Raw genomic sequence first — 15,672 nt, forward strand, 5'->3', positions numbered from 1 at the left:
TTGGCCCGCCGCATTGCGCTCGACCGAAGGGCGCGGAGCGCCCTTCCCCGATCATGGGCGCCGTCGCCGCAGGCTGCAAGAACGCGCCGCGGCCGGTGTCAGAAGCGTCAGAAGCGGTCGAGCCCGGCGAGCGGGTTGGCAAGCTCGCGCACACGCATCCAGGAGGCGATGCTGGCGCGCCAGCGGCGGGTGGGCAGCACTGCGTGCGGCACGGTCTGGCTGAGGAACATCACCAGGGTACCGGCCGTCGGCTGAATGCGCTGGCATTCGCGGTCCGCATCGTCGTAGATCGCGAGCTGGCCGCCGTCCTGCTCGCGCCAGTCGCGGTTCAGATAGAACACCAGCGACAGCCGGCGGCAGTTGCCGGCCTGGAAGGCATCTACATGGCGCTCGTAGTGGGTCCCGGGCGGGTACAGGGCAAAGTGCGATTCGGTCTCGAACAGCCCCGGGATCAACGACCGGCTCACCTGCAGACGGATCTCATCCAGGCGTGCCATGAACGCCTGCTGCGCCGGGCTGGCGCCATCCAGCCAGTGGATCCAGTCGCCGCGGGTGGATCGGTCGCGATGGCGCTCGCCACCCCGACCGATCCGCGCCTGCGCCAGCTGCGCGGCATCACGCAGGGCATAGACCTCGTCGTGCAGCGCATCGACCGTCTCCGCAGGCAGGAAGTCAGGCCAGACGCACCGCTGATCGTGCACCAGCGCATCCAGCCAGCCCTCCGGCTCGCAGGCTTCGGGCACTCGGGATTCGATTACACCCGGCGCACGCGCCGGAAGCGTCTCGACAGGGTCCGACCACATGGGGTCAGGAACAGGCAGGTTCACGGGCGGGGTCTTCCATTCGGGCCGCGAACGCGGCACGCAGGCAAGTGCCTGCCCAATGCAATATACCGGGAAAGCAGGGGCGCGCAAGCCCCCCACTGGACCGCGCGACACTACCCTGTCAGTGGCTCAGAAAGCCCCCGGAAATTAGCTGCTGGCGCAGCGCGGCCAGCCCCTCGGTGACGCGGGCGCGGGGGCCGCGCAGGCCCAGCTCGACCTGCGGGGCCTGGCGGTCCATCCGTGGCAGACAGGAGATGCGCAAATCGGGGAATGCCGCCTCCATGGCCTCGAGCACCGGGACCAGGCGGCTCTCGGTCACGTTCTCGAGCACCAGGAGCTCCTCGACCGAGCCGGCGGCGGCATCGCGCCCGGGGAAACGCTGGTCCAGCACCCAGCGCACCATCGGTTCGGCCATGACCGGGAATCCCGGCACGCAGTGATGCCGCTGGCAGCTGAGCCCCGGGATGCCGTTGACCGGATTCGGGATCAGGCTGGCCCCTCCCGGCAATTCGGCCATGCGCACGCGATGCGGCCAGGCCTCTGCGCCAAAGCGTTCCTCGAGGATAGTCATGAAATCCGGGTGCGGCCGCAGGGGAAGCCCAAGCGCCTCGGCGAGGCAGGCGCGGGTGCGATCATCCGGCGTGGCCCCGATCCCGCCAAAGCTGAAGACCTCCGCCCCGGTTGCCAGCGTCTCGCGAAAGGTCTGCGTCAGGCGGCCGGCGTGGTCCCCGACAATACGGATCCAGGCCAGCTCCAGCCCCTTCTCCGCCAGGGCCGCGGTGAGGTGTTCCTGGTGCCGGTCACGGCGCTTCCCGCTGAGCAGCTCGTCGCCGATGATCACGGCGCCGATCTCGGTCTCGCCGGGTTCGCCGACTCGCCCGGGCGCGGTGGTCTCGTCCATCGCGGCCTACTGCTGCGCGCCCAGGGCCAGCGCCCGTTCGCGGGCGGCGGCGCGGGCCTCGGGGGCATTGTCCGGATCGTCCAGCCACGGGGCGATGTGCTGGCGGGCCAGTCCGGCCAGGAAGTCGAGGTGGTCGGACCGGTCGTTCAGCGCCGGGATGTAGTGGAAGCGTTCGCCACCGGCCTTGAGGAAGATCTCGCGGTTCTCGTCGCCGATCTCCTCGATGGTTTCCAGGCAGTCGGCCGAGAAACCGGGGCAGATCACGTCCACCGAGCGCACGCCCTCCTTAGGCAGCGCCTTCATCGTCTTGTCGGTATAGGGCTTCAGCCACTCCTCGCGGCCGAAACGCGACTGGAAGGTCACCTGCCACTGGTCGTCGTTCAGACCCAGCCTTGCAGCCAGTTTCTGGCCGGTGGCATGGCACAGGCAGTGGTACGGGTCACCCTTGAGCAGATAGCGCTTCGGGATGCCGTGGAACGACATCACCAGGCGGTCCGCCCGGCCGTGCGCATTCCAGTGCTCGCGCACGCTGCTGGCCAGTGCTTCGATATAGCCGGGCTCGGCGTCGTAGGCGGCGACGAACTGAAGATCCGGGACCCAGCGCCAGCCCTTCAGTACGTCGGCCACCGCGTCGAAGGTGGAGCCGGTGGTGCTCCCGGAATATTGCGGGTACAGGGGCAACACGATCACGCGGCGAACGCCCTGGCGGCGCAGCTCGTCCAGGCCCGCCTCGATGGAGGGGTTGCCGTAGCGCATCCCCAGCGCGACCGGTACCTCCTCGCCGACCTGGTCGGCCAGACGCTTGCGCACGCCCTCGGCCTGGCGCCGCGAGATGGCCAGCAGCGGTGAGCCGTCGTCGGTCCAGACGGTGGCGTACTTGGCGGCCGAACGCTTCGGGCGGATATTGAGGATGATGCCGTTGAGAATGAGCCACCACAGCGGGCGCGGGAACTCGACCACGCGCGGGTCCCAGAGGAATTCCTTCAGATAGCGCTTGAGCGCCGGGGCGGTGGGCTCGTCCGGCGTACCGAGGTTGGTCAGCAGTACGCCCGCCTTGCGCGGCTGGCCGTGGCGGTAATCCGCTTCTCCGAAGTACTTCATGGTGCTCCCTGCGGCAATAGAGGGTGGATGACTCCTGTCGGAGTCACGCCAGTTGCGTTGGTTCCCTGCCAAGGATAGCGCGAGCCGCGCACGAGGCGCGCGGGTGCGATCAGCCGAGGCGGCCGCGCAGGGGGCTGGTCCGGGGGAAATGCGCCAGCAGGAACTCCATCTGGTCGGCCAGCACCCGCTTGCCTTTCAGATAGATGTACTCCGCGTGGGTGGGCGTGAACGGAATCGCCAGCAGCTGCATGTCGGCCTGCTCGGGGGTGCGCCCGGCCTTGTGGTTGTTGCAGCGTTTGCAGGCGGTGACCACGTTGTTCCAGGTATCCGCCCCGTTCTGGCTGATCGGGGTGACGTGGTCGCGCGAGAGATCACGCTCGCAGAAGTGCTGGCCGCAGTACAGGCACAGATGTGCGTCGCGGCGAAACAGAGTGGTGTTGTTGAGCGGCGGGATGTAGTGATTGAAGCGGGACTGGCGGGTGCCGAAGGTGGCGATGATCGAGTTGACCTCGACTCGGGACTGCAGCCCGGTGCGGGCGTTGATGCCGCCGCGCACGCGATACAGCAGACTCCCGCAGGCGTAGGCGACCTGCTCGGTGTAATAGAGGCGCACGGCCTGTTCCAGGCCGATCCATTCCAGTGGCATGCCCGCAGCGTCCGTACGCAGGACCTGATGCTCGGTCGGCAACATGACCTCGTCCCGTCTCCAAGGAAACACGGATTTGCTCACGCGGGCCTTGCGGAGGCTCGACGCCACCGGGCGTGAGCAAATCCATGCCCCCTTCGCCGAGTCGACCGCTGCGCGGCGCGGGATCGCACGAAACTTGCTTGACAATAAACAGGCCGGGCGTTCAACGCAATTACAAGGGCATAAATACCGGTTTGAGCCGCCGGCGGTGGCCCGGAATTCGCGACAAATGGGTGGGCTGTTTAAGCGCGAAGGCGATTCCGCTACACTTGCTGGCCGTTTTTTCCGCCGAATGGGCCACAAAAGCCTTATTCGGCGTCCTTATTACCACCCGCGAGCGCGGCCGAACGTCCCGGAGGGATTGCGGGAACGCTTGGCCCGGGGAGAGAGCGCATGGCAATCAAATTATCCGTTCCCAAGGAGAGTGCCAGCGGCGAGCGCCGCGTGGCCCTGGATCCGACGGTGGCGGCCAAGTTCGCCCAGTTGGGCGTCACCGTGCAACTGGAGAAAGGGGCTGGCACCAACGCCCATTTCCCGGATGACTCTTACGAGTCGGCTACCGTAGTCGACACCGAAGCGGCCTACGGCCAGTCGGACCTGATGGTCCGCGTGGCGCCGCCGACGGTGGAAGAGGTCAATCAGCTGCCGGAGGGCTCGACCGTCGTCAGCCTGTTCCACGCCCACCGCAACCCGGACGTGGTCAAGGCGATGCAGGAACGCAAGATCCTGAGCTTCGCGATGGAACTGATCCCGCGCATCTCGCGCGCGCAGAGCATGGACGTGCTGTCCTCGCAGGCGGCCGTGGTCGGCTACAAAGGCGCGATCATGGGCTCGGATCTGTCCTGCCGCTTCTTCCCGATGCTGACCACCGCGGCCGGCACCATCCGCCCGGCCAAGGTTATCGTGATCGGCGCCGGCGTGGCCGGGCTGCAGGCGATCGCCACGGCCAAACGCCTGGGCGCGATGGTCGAGGCCTACGACGTACGCTCCGCGACCAAGGAGCAGGTCGAATCGCTGGGCGCGAAGTTCCTGGATCTGGGCGTCTCCGCCGAGGGCGAAGGCGGCTATGCCCGCGAACTGACCGCGGAAGAGAAGAAGCAGCAGCAGGACGCCCTGGGCGAATACATCGCCAAGGCGGACGTGCTGATCACCACCGCCGCGATCCCGGGCCGCGAGTCCCCGAAGCTGATCCCGAAGGACATGGTCGAGGGCATGAAGCCAGGCGCGGTGATCGTGGATCTCGCAGCCGAGGGCGGCGGCAACTGCGAGCTGTCCAAGCCGGGCAAGACCAGCAAGCACAAGGGCGTGGTCATTCACGCGCCGCTGAACGTGCCTTCTCAGGTCCCGCTGCACGCCTCCGAGATGTATGCCAAGAACCTGCTCAATTTCCTCACGCCGATGATCGCCGAGGGCGGCGAATTCAAGCCGGACTGGGAAGACGAGGTCATCGCCAAGAGCGTGCTGACCCGCGACGGCGAAATCGTGCACGAGGCCACCCGTGAGGCCCTGAAGGGAGCGCAATCATGATCATCGAAGGCTTTATCGCGCTGTACATCTTCATGCTCGCGGCCTTCACCGGCTACGAGATCATCTCCAAGGTGCCGGTCATCCTGCACACCCCGCTGATGTCCGGTTCCAACTTTGTCCACGGCATCGTGCTGGTCGGGACCATGGTCGCGCTGGGCCATGCCCAGACGCCGCTGGAACAGGCCATCGGCTTTGTCGCCGTAATCCTGGCCGCGGGCAACGCCGTGGGTGGCTATGTCGTCACCGAACGCATGCTGGAGATGTTCACGACCAGCAAAAAGGACGACAAGAAGGGAGATAAGGCATGAGTCTGATCATCAACCTCGCCTACTTCGCGGCGGCGGTGCTGTTCATCGTCGGCCTCAAGCAGATGTCCTCCCCGACCACCGCGCGTCCGGGGATCATCTGGGCCGGCGTGGGCATGGTGATCGCCACGCTCGTGACCTTCGTGCATCCGGAGATCTCCGGCGGCGTGAACTACACCCTGATCATCCTGGGTATCGCCATTGGTGGTGCGCTGGCCTGGTGGAGCGGCAAGAAGGTCGCGATGACCGACATGCCGCAGATGATCGCGCTGTACAACGGCATGGGCGGCGGCGCCGCGGCCGGTATCGGTGCGATCTACCTGCTGCAGGCCACCCCGGAAACCGTCACCAACACCGGTCTGGCGATCGCCGTGACCGGCTCGCTGATCGGCTCGGTGGCCTTCTCCGGCTCGCTGGTGGCCTACGCCAAGCTTGAAGGCCTGATGAAGAAGACCTTCACCTTCGGCGGCCAGCAGGTCGTGAACATCGCGATCTTCGCGATCACCGTGCTGCTGGGCTTCATGATGGCCACCAGTGGCGGCGAGATCGGCTCGTTCACTCTGCTGCTGTTCTTCGTGCTGTCGCTGGCCTTCGGCATACTGATGACCCTCCCGATCGGCGGCGCCGACATGCCGGTGGTCATCTCGCTGTACAACGCGCTGACCGGCCTCGCGGTCGGCCTTAAGGGGATCGTCCTCGACAACCCGGCCCTGATGATCGCCGGTATCGTGGTCGGTGCGGCCGGTACGCTGCTCACGCAGCTGATGGCCAAGGCGATGAACCGTCCGATCAAGAACATCCTGTTCAGCCAGTTCGGCGGCTCCTCCGGGGGTGCCGAGGAAGAGATCGAAGGCACGATGAAGGAGATCCAGGCCAACGATGCCGGGATCATGATGGCCTACGCCGAGAAGGTCATTATCGTGCCGGGCTACGGCATGGCCGTCGCGCAGGCGCAGCACAAGATCTGGGAGTTCACCCAGCTGCTGCAGAAGCGTGGTGTGGACGTGAAGTTCGCGATCCACCCGGTCGCGGGCCGCATGCCCGGGCACATGAACGTGTTGCTGGCCGAGGCCGGCGTGCCCTACGACATCATCTTCGATCTTGACGAGATCAACGAGGAGTTCAAGACCGCGGATGTCGCAATGGTGATCGGCGCGAACGACGTCGTGAACCCGGTGGCCCGGACCAATCCGGAGTCGCCGATCTACGGCATGCCGATCCTGAACGCCGACCAAGCCCAGAACGTCATCTGCGTGAAGCGCGGCAAGGGCGCGGGGTTCTCGGGCATCGAGAACCACCTGTTCTATGCCGATAACAACCAGATGCTGTACGGCGACGGCCAGAAGGTGGCCGCCGAACTGGTGGCCTCGGTCAAGGCCCTCGGCTAGGCCCGGACCGGGCCTGGCGCCCGGTCCTCGCTTGCGAGCCCGGCCCCCGTTTTCGGCGGCCGGGCTTTTTTGTGCGCAGCCCTCCGGGAGATCAATACCGGACCAACACCTGTACACGACCTGTACAGGATACCCACAGGCGGATAAAAACGATGGCAGTTAGGTGACACAACAGCCAACCGATATCACCAATACCTCACAAGCTGTTGATCTAAATACACAAAAACACTTTGGTCGCTTTTTGGCCATTCTGATACGAACCAAGCAGCAACAGGCGTTTAGCGCATTTCACCCCATTTCCTCCACAGAGTTATCCACAGGTTTTGTGGATAACGGTCACACTCTTGCGCCCCTGCGGACTGGCGTAGACTAGTCGCATGCCCGAGAACGGAATTGCCCAGGTCGTACTCGACCGACCGCTGGACCGCCTGTTCGACTACCGGATCCCCGACGACACCGATCTGAGGCCCGGGCAACGGGTCCGTGTACCCTTCGGGCGTGGCGAGGCGATCGGCATCGTCGTCGCACTCGCGAACCAAAGCGACGTGCCCGAGAACAAGCTGCGCGAGGCACTGCCCTCCCCCGATCCGGGGCCGATCCTAACGCCGACGGTTCTGGAACTCCTGCGCTTTGGTGCCCGCTACTATCACCACCCGCTGGGCGAGGCCCTCCTCGGCGCGCTGCCACCCGGCCTGCGGCGGGGCCACCTTGTACCCACCCTGACCCCTGAACCCCTCTGGCGGCTCACCCCGGCTGGCCACACAGCGCTGGCGGAAGGGCAGGTACGGGGCCGCCGCCAGCTCGCCATCCTTCGTGCCCTGCCCGCGCTCGGGGCCGCGCTGGACCGGACGACGCTGTCCACCACGGCCGCCCTGCAGATCACCGCCAAGGACCTGCGACAGCTGGAGACACACGGCTGGCTGGAACAGACGCGCGCCGATCCGCGCGCACCAGCGCCCCCCACCAGTATCGACTACACCCTGACCCCCGAGCAGGAGGCGGCCATCGCGGCGGTGTCGCCGGACGATCCCCGCCCGATGCTGCTGGAGGGCGTCACCGGCAGCGGCAAGACCGAGGTCTATCTGCGCATGGCCGCCGATGCGGTAGCGCGTGGCCGTCAGGTCCTGTTCCTGATCCCGGAAATCGCGCTGACGCCGCAACTTGCAGGGCGCATCCAGCAGCGCTTTCCGGGACAGGTGGCACTGCTGCACTCCGGCCTGGCCGAGGGCGAGCGCCTGCGTGCCTGGGAGGCCGCCCGCCAGGGCGAGCGCCGCATCGTCGTCGGGACCCGTTCGGCCCTGTTCGTCCCGCTACCCGAGCCGGGCCTGATCATCGTCGACGAGGAACACGACAGCGCCTTCAAGCAGCAGGACGGTTTTCGCTACAGCGCGCGGGATCTGGCAGTCAAGCGGGGGCAACTGGAACGCACCCCGGTCGTGCTGGGCTCGGCGACGCCCACCCTGGAGACCCTGCACGCCGCGCGCCAGGGCCGCTACACCCATGTACATCTGCGCACCCGCCCAGATGGCACGCAGCCACCTGGCGTGGAGACGATCGACACCCGCGTGCACAGCCCGGACGAGGGCCTGACCGCTCCACTGCTGGATGCGATGCAGCAGACCCTGGCCGAGGGCCAGCAGTGCTTTGTCCTGCTCAACCGGCGCGGCTTTGCCCGGGTGCTGACCTGTGAGGGTTGCGGCTGGGTCGCCGACTGCCCGGACTGCGATGCCCACCTGACCGTGCATGCCCATGATCGCCGCGCGATCTGCCACCTGTGCGGGCACCAGGAGCCCCGCGCCGAACACTGCCCGGAATGCGGCGAGACCCTGGCCCACCGCGGGCTGGGTACCCAGCGCCTGGAACAGGCGCTGGCTCGGCACTTCCCGCAGACACCAATCATCCGCCTGGACCGCGACAGCGTGCGTCACAAGGGGGCCCTGGAGGCCGCACTGGATCGCATCCGGCAGCTGGATGCCGCAATCGTCGTCGGCACCCAGATGCTCGCCAAGGGGCACGATTTCCCGCGCGTCGGACTGGTCGGCGTGGTCGACGTCGATCAGGGGCTGTTCAGCGTGGACCTGCGTGCCACCGAGCACACCCTGCAACTGATCGTGCAAGCCGCCGGGCGCGCGGGCCGGGGCGACAGGGGCGGGCGGGTACTGCTGCAGACCGGCCACCCCGATCACCCCCTGATGCGGGGGCTGGATGCCGGTAACTACCCGGCGATGCTGGAGCCGCTGCTGGCCGAACGCGAGGCGGCCGGGCTGCCGCCGTACGGGCACCTGGCCCTGGTCCGCGTCGAGGCCGCCGAGGCCGCGGCGGCGCATCGCCACGCGGAGACCATCGCGGGACACCTGCTCGCGACGCGGCACGGGGACCTGCGCGTGCTGGGTCCGGCGCCCGCCCCGCGCCACCGCGTGAACCGGCGTTTCCGCGAGCAGATCCTGCTGCGCGCGGCCGAGCGCCAGGCCCTGCACCGGACGCTCGCGCAGGCGCGGCATTCCTGGCAGACCGAGGATCTGCCGCGCGGGGTTCGCATCGCGATCGACGTGGACCCGGTCTCGCTCGCCTGAAACCCGCACAGAACAGGCATCGGGCCGGCATTCTGGTTAGAATGCCGGGCTTTTGAGACGACGGACTCGGTTCCCTTGAAAGACGCCCTTACCCAGGCCCTCGCGGCCGCCCTGGAGACCCTGGTGGCCGATGGCCGCGTACCCGCCGATCACGGTGTCGAGGTGCAGGTGACGCGTGCCCGCGACCGCGAACACGGCGACTTTGCCAGCAACCTGGCGATGCAGCTCGCGCGCCCGGCGAAGACCAAGCCCCGTGACCTGGCCGAGGCCCTGTGCGCCGCGATGCCGGCCGTGCCCGGCCTGGCCGGCACCGAGATCGCCGGCCCCGGCTTCATCAACTTCCGCCTGGCCGCGGATGCCCGCACCCAGGTGCTGGGCCGCATTGCCACCCAGGGTGCCGACTTTGGCCGCTCGAGCGTAGGCAACGGGCGCCCGGTGCAGGTGGAGTTCGTCTCCGCCAACCCCACCGGCCCGCTGCATGTCGGCCACGGGCGCGGCGCGGCCTTCGGCGCCACCGTCGCCGACCTGCTGGACTTCTGCGGCTTCGACGTCACCCGCGAGTACTACGTGAACGACGCCGGGCGGCAGATGAACATCCTCGCCGCCAGCGTCTGGCTGCGCTACCTGGAACAGCACGGCGTACAGGTCCCGTTCCCGGCCAACGGCTACCAGGGCGACTACATCTATCCGGTCGCCAAGGCCCTGACCGCACAGATCGGCGACCAGGCCGTGCATCCGGCCGAGGCCGTGACCCGCGACCTGCCGCCGGACGAGCCGGCCGGTGGCGACAAGGAGGTCTATATCGACGCGGTGATCGCCCGCGCCCGCGAACTGCTGGGCGTGGCGCTGTACCGCACGGTGTTCGACTGCGGCCTGAACGCGATCCTTGAAGACATCCGCGACGACCTGCGCGAGTTCGGGGTCGAATACCAGTGCTGGTTCTCCGAACGCAGCCTGGCCGACTCCGGTGCAATCGATGCCGCGGTGCAGGACCTCGAGGCGCATGGCGCGCTCTATGAAAAGGACGGGGCCCTGTGGTTCCGCTCCTCCGACTACGGCGACGACAAGGACCGCGTGGTGCGCCGCGAGAACGGCGACTACACCTACTTCGCCTCCGACATCGCCTACCACCGCGAGAAGTTCCAGCGCGGCTTCGAGCGCGTGATCAACATCTGGGGCGCCGACCACCATGGCTACGTCCCGCGCGTGCGTGCCGCCCTGCAGGCCCTGGGCCTGGAGGCCGATCGCCTGGACGTGCTGCTGGTACAGTTCGCGATCCTCTACCGCGGGGGCGAACGCCTGCCGATGTCCACCCGCGCCGGGCAGTTCGTCACCCTGCGCGAGCTGCGCGACGAGGTCGGGTCGGATGCCGCGCGCTTCTTCTATGTACAGCGGCGCTGCGACCAGCACCTGGACTTCGACCTGGACCTGGCCAAGTCGCAGTCCAACGACAACCCGATGTATTACATCCAGTACGCCCACGCGCGCATCGCCAGCGTGCTGCGTACCGCCGCCGAGCGCGGCCATACCGCCAGCGCGCTGGACGACGCCGGGCTGTCCGCACGCCTGACCGAGCCGCAGGAAGACGACCTGCTGGATCGGCTCGACCGCTTCCCCGAGGTGATCGCGGCAGCCGCCGAGACCTGCGAGCCGCACCAGATCGCCCAGTACCTGCGCGAGCTGGCCGCCGGCTTCCACACCTACTACAACGCCGTGCCGTTCCTGAATGCAGAGGACGCCAACGTCATCGGCGCGCGCCTGGCGCTGCTGACCGGCATCAAACAGGTGCTGCACAATGGGCTGCGCCTGCTCGGCGTCACCGCCCCCGAACGGATGTAGCCCATGGCCCAGGCCCGCCGCAAGCGCCGCAAGACGACCCCCGCCCGCGCCTCGCGACCGATCCCGGGCTGGGTCTGGATGTTCGCCGGCCTGCTGATCGGGCTCGGGATCGCCGCCGTGCTCTATCTCCAGGGGGCCGATCGTTCACCCGACATCGGTGCCCTGTTCGGCGAACCGGAGCCCCCGGCCGAGCGCGCACCGGCAGCGGAGCCGGAGCGCCTGCCCACCGATGACGAGCCGCGGTTTCGCTACTACGAGCTGCTGCCCGAAGACGAGGTTCGCGTCCCCCGGGGCGAACGCGAAGTCCCGCAGGATCAGGTGGTCCCGCCCCCGGCCTCCCCGGCCGAGGGCGATCCTGTGATCCTGCAGATCGGCTCGTTCCGGCGGTTCGAACAGGCCGACGAGATGAAGGCCCGCATCTCTCTGCTGGGCCTGAGCCCGCAGGTGCACGAGGTCGAGATCGAGGGCGACACCTGGCACCGCGTCTTTGTCGGCCCCTTCACCCAGGAGGACGACGTCAACCGCGCCCTGGACCGCCTGCGCTCGGAGAACATCGAGGCCCTGCGCCTGCGTCATCGGGACGGTTGATGGCCGCGGCCGGCCCGGACCTGGACGCGCTGGCGAGGACCGTAGAGGCCCTGCCGCAGGGCAGCGAACGCCGCGAACTGGGCGAACTGCTGCGCCGGGCCCGCCAGCGGCACAAGCGCGGCCAGCCCTGCGACCGGCTCGTCTCCACCCTGACCGAACGCCTTGCACACGCCGAACAGGGCGCCGCCGAACGCGAACGCCTGCGCCCGCAGCCCGTCTATGCCGGCGACCTGCCGATCCATGCCGAGCGCGAACGGATTGTCGCCGCGATCCGCGAACACCCGGTGCTGGTGCTGTGCGGCGAGACCGGCTCCGGCAAGACCACCCAGCTGCCCAAGCTGTGCCTGGAGGCCGGACGCGGCGAGGCCGGGCTGATCGGCCACACCCAGCCGCGCCGTATCGCGGCCCGCTCGGTCGCCAGCCGCATCGCCGAGGAGCTGGGCACCACGCTCGGGGGCGACAAGACTTCCACCGTCGGCTTCAAGGTCCGCTTCTCCGACCAGACCGGGCCGAACAACTGGGTCAAGCTGATGACCGACGGCATGCTGCTGGCGGAGCTGGCGCATGACCCGGAACTGCGCGCCTACGACACCCTGATCGTCGACGAGGCCCACGAACGCAGCCTGAACATCGATTTCCTGATGGGCGTGCTCAAGCGCCTGTCGAAGAAGCGCCCGGAGCTGCGCATCATCATCACCTCCGCCACGCTGGACCCGGAGCGGCTGTCGGCGTTCTTCGACGACGCCCCGATCCTGACCGTGGCGGGACGCACCTACCCGGTGGAGCTGCGCTACCGCCCGATCGAGCCGGAAGAGACTGGCGAGGACGAGAACACCGGCCGCGGCGAACGCGACCTGTTCGACGGCATCCGCGACGCGGTCGCCGAATGCGAGCGTGCCGGCCCCGGCGACATCCTGGTGTTCCTGCCCGGCGAGCGCGAGATCCGCGACGCCCACAAGGCCCTGCGCGGCCAGGTGCGCGCGGACACCGAGGTCCTGGCGCTGTACGCGCGCCTGTCCGCCCGCGAGCAGTCGCGGGTCTTTCAGTCCCACGCCGGGCGGCGCATCGTGCTGGCCACCAACGTCGCCGAGACCGCACTGACGGTCCCCGGCATCCGCTTCGTGATCGACTCGGGGCTGGCCCGCGTCTCGCGCTACTCCTGGCGCTCGCGGGTGCAGCGCCTGAGCCTGGAGCCGATCTCGCAGGCCGCCTGCGACCAGCGCGCCGGGCGCTGCGGACGGCTCGGCCCCGGCATCTGCATCCGGCTGTTCGCGGAGGACGACTACAACCTGCGCCCCCCGTTCACCGACCCGGAGATCCAGCGCTCCAACCTCGCCTCGGTGATCCTGCAGATGGCCGCGCTGAAGCTCGGCCAGCCGCGCCAGTTCCCGTTCGTGGACCCGCCCGACCCGCGCCTGGTCAAGGACGGCTACCGCCTGCTGGAGGAGCTGGGCGCGGTGGATGCGCGCGGGCGCATCACCCCGCGCGGCCGCCAGCTGGCGCGCATGCCCATCGACCCGCGCCACGGCGCGATGCTGCTGGCCGGGGCCGATCACGGCTGCGTGACCGAGACCGCGACCATCGCCGCCTTCCTGTCGCTGCAGGACCCGCGCGAGCGCCCGGCCGAGGCCACGCAGGCCGCGGACCAGGCCCATCGCGAGTTTCAGGTCGAGGGCTCCGACTTCATGGGCATGCTGAGGCTGTGGGAGGCCTGGCACACCGCACGCGAGGACCTTGGCTCGAATGCGCTGAAACGCTGGTGTCGCGAGCACTTCCTGAACTTCCTGCGCATGCGCGAGTGGCAGGAGCTGCGCGTGCAGCTCCTGCGCCAGGCCCGCGAGATGGACCTGAAGCCGAACCACCAGCCCGCCGACGCCGAGCCCGTGCACTGCGCGCTGCTGACCGGACTGGTCAGCCAGATCGGACAGAAGACCGAGCGCGGCGACTATCTAGGCGCACGCAACCGCCGCTTCCAGATCCATCCCGGGTCGGTCCTGGCGAAGAAGAAACCAGCCTGGGTGATGAGCGCGGAGATCGCCGAGACCACGCGCGTCTACGCCCGCGACAATGCCCGTATCGAGCCCGACTGGATCCTGGGCACGGCCCCACATCTGCTCAAGCACCACATCTTCGAGCCGCACTTCCAGCGCCGCAGCGGGCGCGTCGGGGCCTTCGACCGCATCACCCTGTATGGCCTGGTCGTCGCCCCTAAAAAGCCGGTGGACTTCGCGAAGCACGACCCGGCCGAGGCGCGGCGCATCCTGATCCGCGAGGGCCTGGTCGGCGGCGAGCTGCGCACCCGCTCGAAGGGGGTACAGGCCAACCGCAAGGCCGTGGCCGAGATCGCCGAGCAGGAGGCGCGCGGGCGCCGGCGCGACCTGCTGGTGGAAGAGGATCGGCTGTTCGACTTCTATGATGCCCGCCTGCCGGCGGAGATCACCGACGGCACGAGCTTCGAGACCTGGGCACGCAAGACCGAGAAGAAGGACCGGGACGCCCTGCGGATCGACCGTGCGGAACTTCTGAACGAACCGGACACCGCACTCCCACAAGGGGTCTACCCTGACCACCTGGAGGTCGAGGGCCTGCGCCTGCCGCTGGCCTACCGCTTCGAACCGGGCCAGCCGGACGACGGCGTGACCGTGACCATCCCGATCGCGGCGCTGAACGCGGTACCCGACTGGTTGGGCGACTGGCTGGTACCGGGGCTGCTGGAGGAGCGCGTGACCGGCCTTTTGAAGAGCCTGCCCAAGGGCCTGCGCCGCCAGTTCGTGCCCGCGCCGGACTTCGCGCAGGCCGCGCTCGCGCGCATCGAGCACCGCCAGGGCCCGCTGATCCCGGCCTTGGCCGAGGCCCTGCGCGCGATGACCGGTACCGAGATCCCGCTGGATGCCTGGCGCCCGGAGAACCTGGAGCCACACCTGGTGATGCGCTTCCGCATTCTCGACCCGGAAGGCAACGAGCAGGCCAGCGGCCGCGACCTGGCCGCGCTGAAGCGCCGGCTGGGCGACAGCGCCGAGGCCCACTTCGACGCCAGCCGCCCGGACGAGATCACCCGCGAGGGGATCACCGAATGGGACTTCGGCGCGCTGCCGGAGAGTGTGGAGTTCGACCACCAGGGGGCGCAGCTGCGCGCCTTCCCAATCCTGATCGATCGCGGCGATGCCGTCTCGCTGGAGCTGGAACCGGACCCGGCGCGGGCCGCGCGGGCCCACCGCGCGGGCCTGCGCCGGCTGTTCCTGCTGGGCGCGCGCAAGACCGCCCGCGACCTGCGCCGCCAGCTCCCGGAGATCGAACGCGCCTGCCTGAACTACTCGACACTCGGCAGCTGCGAGGCCCTGCGCGACCAGATCCTTGAGGCCGCGGCCGACCGCGTGTTCCTGGCCGATCCCTGGCCACGCGATGCCGAAGCCTTTCAAGAACGCCTGGAGGGTCGCCTGCCCGAGTTCTCGCCCACGGTGATGGAGCTCTCGCACCTTGCCGCCGAGATCCTGCGCCACTGGCACGACCTGCGCACCCGGCTGCAGGGGGATCTGCCGCTTTCCTGGATCGAGGCCGCACGCGACATCCGCGGGCAGCTCGAGGCCCTGGTCCCGGCCGATTTCCTGCTGCGCACCCCGCATGACGTGCTGCCCGAGCTGCCGCGCTACCTGCAGGCAATCGACAAGCGCCTGGAACGCCTGACCCAGGCGCCGGACAAGGACCGCGCCCGTCGTGTGGCGGTCGAGCCGCTGTGGCAGCAGGCCCAGGAGCTGATCGCGCGGGCGCCGGACCACCCGGACGTGCTCGCGTTTCGCTACCGCATCGAGGAGTTTCGCGTCTCGCAGTTCGCCCAGGAACTGGGCACGCGCGAGAAGGTGTCGCCGAAACGGCTGGAACGCGAATACGCGGACGTGATCCAACGACTGGCAAGTGGTACATGAGCGTTCTTGATAAGG

The 15,672-nt window shown here is 68.5% G+C and carries 11 protein-coding genes; 7 read left to right on the forward strand and 4 right to left on the reverse strand.

What is annotated here, in order from left to right; all coding sequences use genetic code 11:
* Positions 1 to 107: 107 nt before the first annotated feature.
* The 4 genes from F791_RS0104380 to F791_RS0104395 all read right to left on the reverse strand — a co-directional run bounded on the left by F791_RS0104380 (position 108) and on the right by F791_RS0104395 (position 3,517).
* On the reverse strand, positions 108 to 827 hold the full coding sequence (locus tag F791_RS0104380) for a 2OG-Fe(II) oxygenase (RefSeq protein WP_026296487.1): 720 nt from the start codon (positions 825 to 827) through the stop codon (positions 108 to 110).
* A 118-nt stretch (positions 828 to 945) separates the two neighbouring features.
* The gene (locus F791_RS0104385) at positions 946 to 1,725 is read right to left on the reverse strand and encodes a molybdopterin-binding protein (protein WP_019592231.1); all 780 of its coding nucleotides are present in this window, start codon (positions 1,723 to 1,725) and stop codon (positions 946 to 948) included.
* Between the two features lie 6 nt (positions 1,726 to 1,731).
* Entirely contained in the window at positions 1,732 to 2,826 is a 1,095-nt protein-coding gene (gene hemH / locus F791_RS0104390) for a ferrochelatase (protein ID WP_019592232.1), read from the reverse strand.
* Positions 2,827 to 2,935: 109 nt separating this feature from the next.
* On the reverse strand, positions 2,936 to 3,517 hold the full coding sequence (locus F791_RS0104395; protein ID WP_018139016.1) for an HNH endonuclease: 582 nt from the start codon (positions 3,515 to 3,517) through the stop codon (positions 2,936 to 2,938).
* A gap of 390 nt (positions 3,518 to 3,907) precedes the next feature.
* On the opposite strand from F791_RS0104395, the gene F791_RS0104400 reads away from it, so the two are divergent.
* The 7 genes from F791_RS0104400 to hrpA all read left to right on the forward strand — a co-directional run bounded on the left by F791_RS0104400 (position 3,908) and on the right by hrpA (position 15,657).
* Positions 3,908 to 5,041: an NAD(P) transhydrogenase subunit alpha gene (locus tag F791_RS0104400; protein ID WP_018649190.1), complete on the forward strand. Its 1,134-nt coding sequence runs from the start codon at positions 3,908 to 3,910 to the stop codon at positions 5,039 to 5,041.
* Positions 5,038 to 5,349 carry an NAD(P) transhydrogenase subunit alpha gene (locus F791_RS0104405; protein ID WP_012981664.1) on the forward strand — a complete coding sequence of 104 codons (312 nt, stop codon included), beginning with the start codon at positions 5,038 to 5,040 and terminating at the stop codon, positions 5,347 to 5,349. The genes F791_RS0104400 and F791_RS0104405 overlap by 4 nt, the downstream gene beginning before the upstream one ends.
* On the forward strand, positions 5,346 to 6,734 hold the full coding sequence (locus F791_RS0104410) for an NAD(P)(+) transhydrogenase (Re/Si-specific) subunit beta (protein ID WP_018139014.1): 1,389 nt from the start codon (positions 5,346 to 5,348) through the stop codon (positions 6,732 to 6,734). Before F791_RS0104405 ends, F791_RS0104410 begins: the two co-directional genes overlap by 4 nt.
* Positions 6,735 to 7,111: 377 nt before the next feature.
* Positions 7,112 to 9,307 carry a primosomal protein N' gene (locus F791_RS0104415; protein WP_019592233.1) on the forward strand — a complete coding sequence of 732 codons (2,196 nt, stop codon included), beginning with the start codon at positions 7,112 to 7,114 and terminating at the stop codon, positions 9,305 to 9,307.
* Positions 9,308 to 9,382: 75 nt separating this feature from the next.
* The gene (gene argS, locus F791_RS0104420; protein ID WP_018993443.1) at positions 9,383 to 11,146 is read left to right on the forward strand and encodes an arginine--tRNA ligase; all 1,764 of its coding nucleotides are present in this window, start codon (positions 9,383 to 9,385) and stop codon (positions 11,144 to 11,146) included.
* A gap of 3 nt (positions 11,147 to 11,149) precedes the next feature.
* Positions 11,150 to 11,734 (forward strand): SPOR domain-containing protein, encoded by a 585-nt coding sequence (locus F791_RS0104425; protein WP_018139011.1) that lies wholly within the window; start codon positions 11,150 to 11,152, stop codon positions 11,732 to 11,734.
* Positions 11,734 to 15,657 carry an ATP-dependent RNA helicase HrpA gene (hrpA, locus tag F791_RS0104430; protein ID WP_019592234.1) on the forward strand — a complete coding sequence of 1,308 codons (3,924 nt, stop codon included), beginning with the start codon at positions 11,734 to 11,736 and terminating at the stop codon, positions 15,655 to 15,657. Before F791_RS0104425 ends, hrpA begins: the two co-directional genes overlap by 1 nt.
* Positions 15,658 to 15,672: the final 15 nt, after the last annotated feature.

Source organism: Thioalkalivibrio sp. ALRh (assembly GCF_000381425.1).
In the GTDB taxonomy this organism is placed as follows: Bacteria; Pseudomonadota; Gammaproteobacteria; order Ectothiorhodospirales; family Ectothiorhodospiraceae; genus Thioalkalivibrio.

Excerpts from the sequence above, each read along its gene's own strand:
- hrpA (WP_019592234.1), top strand. The coding sequence starts at position 11,734 with ATGGCCGCGGCCGGCCCGGACCTGGACGCGCTGGCGAGGACCGTAGAG.
- F791_RS0104405 (WP_012981664.1), top strand. The coding sequence starts at position 5,038 with ATGATCATCGAAGGCTTTATCGCGCTGTACATCTTCATGCTCGCGGCC.
- hemH (WP_019592232.1), bottom strand. The coding sequence starts at position 2,826 with ATGAAGTACTTCGGAGAAGCGGATTACCGCCACGGCCAGCCGCGCAAG.
- F791_RS0104415 (WP_019592233.1), top strand. The coding sequence starts at position 7,112 with ATGCCCGAGAACGGAATTGCCCAGGTCGTACTCGACCGACCGCTGGAC.
- F791_RS0104410 (WP_018139014.1), top strand. The coding sequence starts at position 5,346 with ATGAGTCTGATCATCAACCTCGCCTACTTCGCGGCGGCGGTGCTGTTC.
- F791_RS0104425 (WP_018139011.1), top strand. The coding sequence starts at position 11,150 with ATGGCCCAGGCCCGCCGCAAGCGCCGCAAGACGACCCCCGCCCGCGCC.
- F791_RS0104385 (WP_019592231.1), bottom strand. The coding sequence starts at position 1,725 with ATGGACGAGACCACCGCGCCCGGGCGAGTCGGCGAACCCGGCGAGACC.
- F791_RS0104400 (WP_018649190.1), top strand. The coding sequence starts at position 3,908 with ATGGCAATCAAATTATCCGTTCCCAAGGAGAGTGCCAGCGGCGAGCGC.
- F791_RS0104395 (WP_018139016.1), bottom strand. The coding sequence starts at position 3,517 with ATGTTGCCGACCGAGCATCAGGTCCTGCGTACGGACGCTGCGGGCATG.